Source organism: Streptomyces sp. NPDC048277, from assembly GCF_040652235.1.
Classification (GTDB): Bacteria; Actinomycetota; Actinomycetes; order Streptomycetales; family Streptomycetaceae; genus Streptomyces.
Map to the genome: position 1 here is coordinate 1 of NZ_JBEZLQ010000069.1, position 6280 is coordinate 6280.

6 protein-coding genes and 1 pseudogene are annotated in these 6280 nt (G+C 68.8%); 4 read left to right on the plus strand and 3 right to left on the minus strand.

All coding sequences use genetic code 11. The features are described 5' to 3' along the window. The first annotated feature begins 225 nt into the window (after positions 1 to 225). Complete coding sequence (locus tag AB0D85_RS52030) at positions 226 to 894, plus strand: nitroreductase (protein ID WP_362338699.1); 669 nt, start codon at positions 226 to 228, stop codon at positions 892 to 894. 100 nt (positions 895 to 994) lie between these two features. On the opposite strand, the gene AB0D85_RS52035 is transcribed toward AB0D85_RS52030, so the two are convergent. Then, the gene (locus AB0D85_RS52035) at positions 995 to 1909 is read right to left on the minus strand and encodes an RNA polymerase subunit sigma (RefSeq protein ID WP_362338684.1); all 915 of its coding nucleotides are present in this window, start codon (positions 1907 to 1909) and stop codon (positions 995 to 997) included. A 291-nt stretch (positions 1910 to 2200) separates the two neighbouring features. On the opposite strand from AB0D85_RS52035, the pseudogene AB0D85_RS52040 reads away from it, so the two are divergent. Beyond that, positions 2201 to 2962 (plus strand): annotated as a pseudogene (locus tag AB0D85_RS52040) (PP2C family protein-serine/threonine phosphatase); the annotation flags it as partial. Positions 2963 to 3081: 119 nt separating this feature from the next. On the opposite strand, the gene AB0D85_RS52045 reads toward AB0D85_RS52040, so the two are convergent. Together AB0D85_RS52045 and AB0D85_RS52050 are read right to left on the minus strand one after the other, a co-directional pair. Next, positions 3082 to 3462, minus strand: coding sequence for a hypothetical protein (locus AB0D85_RS52045; protein ID WP_362338687.1), 381 nt, complete (start codon positions 3460 to 3462; stop codon positions 3082 to 3084). Between the two features lie 13 nt (positions 3463 to 3475). After that, complete coding sequence (locus tag AB0D85_RS52050) at positions 3476 to 4831, minus strand: FAD-dependent oxidoreductase (RefSeq protein WP_362338690.1); 1356 nt, start codon at positions 4829 to 4831, stop codon at positions 3476 to 3478. Positions 4832 to 4992: 161 nt separating this feature from the next. Here AB0D85_RS52050 and AB0D85_RS52055 point away from each other — a divergent pair, with 161 nt between their 5' ends. Together AB0D85_RS52055 and AB0D85_RS52060 are read left to right on the plus strand one after the other, a co-directional pair. After that, positions 4993 to 5232 (plus strand): DUF5133 domain-containing protein, encoded by a 240-nt coding sequence (locus AB0D85_RS52055; RefSeq protein ID WP_362338693.1) that lies wholly within the window; start codon positions 4993 to 4995, stop codon positions 5230 to 5232. A 68-nt stretch (positions 5233 to 5300) separates the two neighbouring features. Beyond that, complete coding sequence (locus tag AB0D85_RS52060) at positions 5301 to 5951, plus strand: NAD(P)H-dependent oxidoreductase (protein WP_362338696.1); 651 nt, start codon at positions 5301 to 5303, stop codon at positions 5949 to 5951. The last annotated feature ends 329 nt before the right edge of the window (positions 5952 to 6280 follow it).

The following is a 6280-nucleotide window of genomic DNA, read 5'->3' on the forward strand; positions in this document are numbered from 1 at the left end:
ACCTGAGGGCGTCGGGCTCTTCGACGCGGCGCATGTGGCGGCGGAGCCGCTGGCCGAGCGGCTGGTCGCCGACCTGGGTCCCGGTGAGCGCGAGCAGCTGACAGGCCTGCTGACCCGATTCGCCCACCCCGCAGGGCCATCCCACCCCCTCTAGATAGTATTAAGTGATACTATCTCGAATGAGACAGTTAGAGGTGCAGGGGACAGAGAGGGATGCAGACGATCATGAACGTCTACGAGGCGGTCACGAGCCGGCGAGCTGTACGGGATTTCACCGACCAGCAGGTCCCGCGGGAGGTGCTGGAGCGCGTGCTGTCCGCCGCGGCGTGGGCACCGTCCGCGTCGAATCTCCAGCCGTGGCACGCCTACGTCCTGACCGGCCGACCGCTGGCCGAGCTCAAGAAGCGCGCCGGTGAGCGCATAGCCACGGGCGACCCCTGGGACGAGCCGGAGTACGAGCAGTACCCGCCGACGCTGAAGAGCCCCTACCAGGAGCGCCGGTCCGCCTTCGGTGAGCAGCGTTACGGCGCACTCGGCATCCCGCGCGAGGACTTGGAGGCGCGGCAGAGGGCCGCTGCCGCGAACTGGGACTGCTTCGGGGCACCCGCCGCCCTGTTCTGCTACATCGACCGCTGCATGGGCCGGCCCCAGTGGTCCGACGTGGGCATATACCTGCAGTCCGTCATGCTGCTGCTCCGCGCCGAAGGGCTGCACAGCTGCACGCAGATGGCCTGGGCGAAGTACCACAAGACCGTCGCGGAGGTACTGTCGCCCCCGGACGACCTCCTCCTCTTCTGCGGCATGTCGATCGGGTACGAGGACGTCACGGCAGGCCAGCCCCGTATCGGACGGGCGCCGCTCGACGAGACCGTCACCTTCGTCGACGGCTGCTGACACCCTCGGCGTCGGTGGGCGGCCGTCGGTGGGCGGCGCACTCGCGCGCGCCGCGCCTGCCGTCCCCGGGGCCGACCGGGGGTCAGCCGTTCCCCTGCTGCTACGAGCCCCCGTGCGGGCCGGGGTCGCCCGGGGTGGGGGGCTGGTTCCAGGAGTGCAGCTTGTCGGGGTTGAGGACGACCCAGACCTGTGCGACACGGTGGTCGGCGATGTCGAAGCTGAGGACGGCGGCCACCTGACGGCCGTAGCGGGCGACCAGGCCGGTGCGCCCGTTGACGGAGTGGGCGGCCAGGGTGGTGCGGGGGTGCCCGGCCAGAAGTGTGAGCAGGCTCTGGGCGACCTGACGGCCGCCGTGCACGGGCCTGCTCAGCGCGCGGACCTTGCCGCCGCCGTCGAAGAACGCCGTCGCGTCCGGGCACAGCAGCGACTCGAGGAGCTCGGCGTCCTCGTTCACGCAGGCCTGGCGAACCGCGCGGGCGAGGAGATCGTGCTCGGCCGGCGGGGTGGGGCGTGAGCGCTGCCTCCGAAGACTGTGGCGGGCCCGGTCGGCGAGCTCGGCGCACTCGGACTCCGGGCGTCCCACGATGTCGGCCACCGAACCGGAGGCCATCCCGAAGACGTCGTTGAGCACGAACGCCGCCCGCTCGGCCGGCGACAGAGAGTCCAGAGCGTCCAGCAGGACCCGGCTGACCTCCTCTGCCAGGCTCGTCCGCGCCTCCTCGGCGTCTCCCGCGTGCGCAGGGTGCTCCGCTGTCCGGTCCCGCTGGCCGGCCGTACCCCGGTGGGGGTGAGCGAGCAGGTCCAGACAGATCTCTCCCGCGGTCTTCGCGAGCCAGTACCGGGGAGCCGCGATCCGCCCGCGCTCCGCGTCGGACAGCCCGTACCACCGACGGTAGGTCTCACCGACGACGCTCTCCGCGTCGCAGGAGTCGCCCAGCATCCAGTAGGTGACGTCCAGCAGGTGCCGGCGCTCGTCGAGCAGCTCCGCGACCGGCACCGCGTCAGGATGGTCCATACGGCATCCTCCCCCTCACAAGGCACAGCACGGAGAATCCGGCGTGCCGACGGCAGGGTGCCGCCATGCGACCCCTGCCTCCGGCGAAGGGGTTCCAGCAGCCGACCAGCGGGTCCTCGTACACGACACACCTCCTTCGATTGCTCTGACCGGGCATGCGTGTGTCTTGTGACACCTGTCTCCTGTCACAGATCCAGTTCCTCCTCTGTCTGATCTCGGGAGGTGGCAACACACATGAATCGAAGTGGGGGTAGGACACCAATGCCCTGTGCGGCTGAAACTGCTGGATTGTCGATAGATTTCAACGCACTCGTAGCCCAGGAAAACGCATCCCTGGAACGGGGTCTGCTTCCTGCGCCGGCACTGCGTGAGGACAATTTCTCAGCCGCCGCGCGTTATGTGCCGGGGCGGGCTCACGCACTGTTGTCCGGTGACTTCTACGACATCGTGCAGACCGAGGACTCGACCGTGCACGTGGTCCTGGGAGATGTCTCCGGTCATGGAGCGGCCGAGGCGGCTCTGGCGGTTCAGCTGCGTGTGGCCTGGCGGACCGCCGTTCACTGCGGCAAGACCCAGTTCGAGCAACTGCGCGTCCTGGAGAGGATCCTGGTCGACGAGAGAGCGGACGACGACACCTACACCACTGTCGTGTCCCTGGTGTTCCCGCCAGGTGGATCGTCCATGGAAATGGTGAGCGCCGGACATCCGGGGCTTCTGCTGCGCAGCGACGGGGAAATCCGCTGGGTCGAGCCCCGGGCCGGGATCGCCCTGGGCCTGCTGCCGGGGTGCGCGGACTGGACACAGACCGAGGTGTCGCTTTCCCCGCGCGACAGCGTGGTCCTCTTCACCGACGGGCTGTTCGAAGGAAGGACCGGCCCCTCCACACGGCTTGGCGAGGAAGGCCTGCTGCGGCTGGCGATGCAGCACGGGCACCTGACGGGACAGGAGTTCATCGACGCCCTGGTCCACGGCGCCGTCTCCAGGGCAGCGCCCTTCGGGGGCTTGGCCGACGACGTGGCGGTTCTTCATCTGGGCTGGAACCCGGGAGGCTGACCGCCCGCGCCGGGTGAGTCCCCGGGCGCCACCCGCGGGGGATCGAGTGGCACCCGGGCGAACACCTCTCACGAGCGACTTGGATCGAACCAGACATACGCGGAGCGAATGCCGGTGGCTCAGTTCATCGTCCCCAGCATCACGGCGACACACAACATCGCAAAGGTGATGAGGCTCATCGCGGTCGCCGTTCCGCGCAGCCAGTGGCGGAAGCGCACATGGTGCCGTTGTTCCACCACGTTGATGCGGTCCGAGATGTGCTCCGTGACCATGCGGGCGACGTACTTCTGCTCGTCGAGATACCACCGCTCGATATCCGTCTTCTGCGCCTGGCTCAGCCCCCGAGCCCGCGCGGTGAAGGCTGCCACACGCTGACGTGCGGCGTGCAGGTGAGCCTCCCGGTAGAGGTACGTCTCGATGTCACTGAGGCCGCGTTCGGCCTCCCTGCTCGCGTCCACGCTGTCCTCCGGCGGAGAGGCGGCGGCCGCGACGGCCTTCACCTCTCCGGCGTGCTCATGCGGCCGGGTGGTCGCCCACCTGGCTCCGACCGGGTCGGTGCGGAGCGGCGTTCGCGACGAAGGCGTCCCGTGGATGCTGAACGGAGGCGAGGGAAACGAGGTCCCTGCCCCACAGCGCGGCGGTGAGCCAGACGGCGAGAACGCGGACCTTGCGCTCCCAACTGGGCACAGCCAGGACGTGATAGCCCCGGTGCATCAGCCAGGCGGGAAGTCCCTTGATGACGATGCCCTTGTACTGGAAGATGCCTCGGCCGAGACCCAGTGTCGCCACCACTCCCAGACTGCTGTGGCGGTAGTTCCTGGTCCCGCGTCCCCGAAGACTCGCCGCGATGTTCTTGGCGAGGCGCTTGCCCTGCCGCACGGCATGCTGGGCGTTCGGCACCGTGTGCGCGCCCGGTACGGGAGAGGCGAGGTCCGGAACGGCCGCGTCGTCTCCGGCCGCCCACGCGTCCGGCACGGGTTCGCTGTCGGTGCCCACGCGCAGATCAGGCCGCACCACGATCAGGCCCCGCTCGTCGACGGGCAGGTCCGTGTGGTTGTGCACGACCGGATTCGAAGCGTTGCCCGCGGCCCAGACGATCAGCTCGGAATCGAATTCCTTTCCGTCGGACAGCACGACATGGCCGTCCTCGGCAGAGAGCAGCTGTGTGTTCAGGTGGACGTGCCCGCCGCGGTCCTCCAGGGAGCGCACGACCCAGGCGCCAGGCTTGTCCCCCACCTCGGGCAGGATGCGGCCCCGGGCCTCGACCAGGTGGAACGACACGTCGTCGAAGCTCAGTTCCGGGTAGTACCTGACCATCGCGGTCGCCAGCGAGAGCAGTTCACCGAACCCCTCGACGCCGGAGAACCCGCCGCCCACGAAGGTGACGGTGAGCAGCCGTTGCCGCTCGGGTCCGGGCGGCAGTGACGCCGCCTGATCGAACGCGGTCATCAGCCGGTCGCGAATGGCCACCGCCTCTTCCACGTGCTTGAGGCCTATCGCCTGCTCCGCCACTCCGGGCACCGGGAAGGTGCGGGTCACGGCACCGGCGGTGACCACCAGGGTGTCGTACTGGAGTTCGTAGTCCGCTCCGCCCGCGGAGCGCACGGACACCGTGCGGTCCGCGTGGCGGATCTCGGTCACGCTTCCCGCGATCAGCCTGGTGCTGCGCAGGTGTCGCCGCAACGAGACGGCAGCGTGACGTGCCTCGACCGATCCGGCCGTCACCTCGGGCAGGAAGGGTTGGTAGGTCATGTACGGACGCGGGTCGACAACCGTGACCCGCGCCTCGCCCTTGCGCAGCTTTTTCTCGAGGCGCCATGCGGTGTAGAAGCCCGCGTAACCCCCGCCGACAATCAGAATCTCGCGCATCGGTCCCTCTGTTTGTTGTCTGACACCAGATAGACCAGGTCGGCCAGGACGGTGTGACACCGCTTCGGCGAGAGGTGACGGAACCGATCGCGTCACAGAAGGCGGGGGCAACCGGTCTCACTCAAGGGCGTGACTCGAACGCCGAGAGGGAGGGCCTGGCTGTGCTCGTTGTTCCGGATCCGAAGGTCGTCAGAAGGCTGCTGACCCGGTACGCGTCGCTGCGGATCGCGCTGGCCGAAAGCGAGGGGCGGCAGGAATCACGCGAGCTTGAGGACGTGAGTTACACGCTGTGCATCACGATGGGAACCCGGAACGTGCACGAGGCCATAGCGGCAGCGGACACGCTGCTGGTGGCCGCGGCCGGGCAGGACAGCGACACAGGGCATTCGTTTCGCTCGTGATAGTCTCATTCAATACCATCTCGCGTTTGACTATGGTCGAGCGCCATTCCTCTCTTGGGAGAAAGCCCATGGCCACGTTGCTGCACATCGACTCGTCCGTGTTTCCCGGCGGGGCTTCCGCGTCCCGTCCGGTCACGGCGACCTTCCGCTCGGTCTGGGAGGAGCAGCACCCCGACGGCACGGTGATCTACCGCGATCTTGCCGCCGACCCCGTCCCGGACATCACCGCCGCCGCCTGGTCCGCCGGCTACACCGCCCCCGCCGAGCGCACCCCGGAGCAGTCCGCCGCGTTCGCCGCGCGCGTGCAGCTCATCGAGGAACTGGAGCAGGCGGACGCCGTCCTGATCGGCGCCCCCATGTACAACTTCTCGATCCCCTCGACCCTCAAGGCATGGCTGGACAACGTGCTCCTCATGGGGCGCACCGCGGGCGAGACCCCTTCGGCCCAGGGCACCCCGGCCGTGGTGGTCGCCAGCCGCGGCGGCTCCTATGCGCCGGGCACCCCGCGCGAGGGCTACGACTTCGTTCAGAACTACCTGGAGGCCGTGCTCAAGGACACCCTCGGCCTGGACCTTCACTTCATCGTCCCGGAACTCACCATGGCCCCCCGCAACCCGGCCATGTCCGAACTGGTCCCCCTCTACGAGACCTCCCGTATGCGCGCCCTGCAGGACGCGGCCGCCAAGGCCAAGGAACTCGCGGAACGCCTCGCCGCGTAGCCTTCCCCGCAACAGTCTTCCCCGCAACAGTCTTCCCCGCGATGGACACCGTGTGACGCCTCGACGCAGAACGTCGTCACACGGTGTCTTTGTTGCAGGAGTCGCCGTGAAAGTCGTACGGCGCGACAGTCGTACGGCGCGACACCCGTCCGCGCCCCGGGTGACCGCCGCGCCCGCGTGTTTACGCTTCGCCCTCTGCGGGGTGGGCGAATCGGGTCAGCAGGCCTGTCAGCTGCTCGCGCTCACCGGGGCCCAGGTCGGCGACCAGCCGCTCGGCCAGCGGCTCCGCCGCCACATGCGCCGCGTCGAAGAGTCCGACGCCCTCGGGC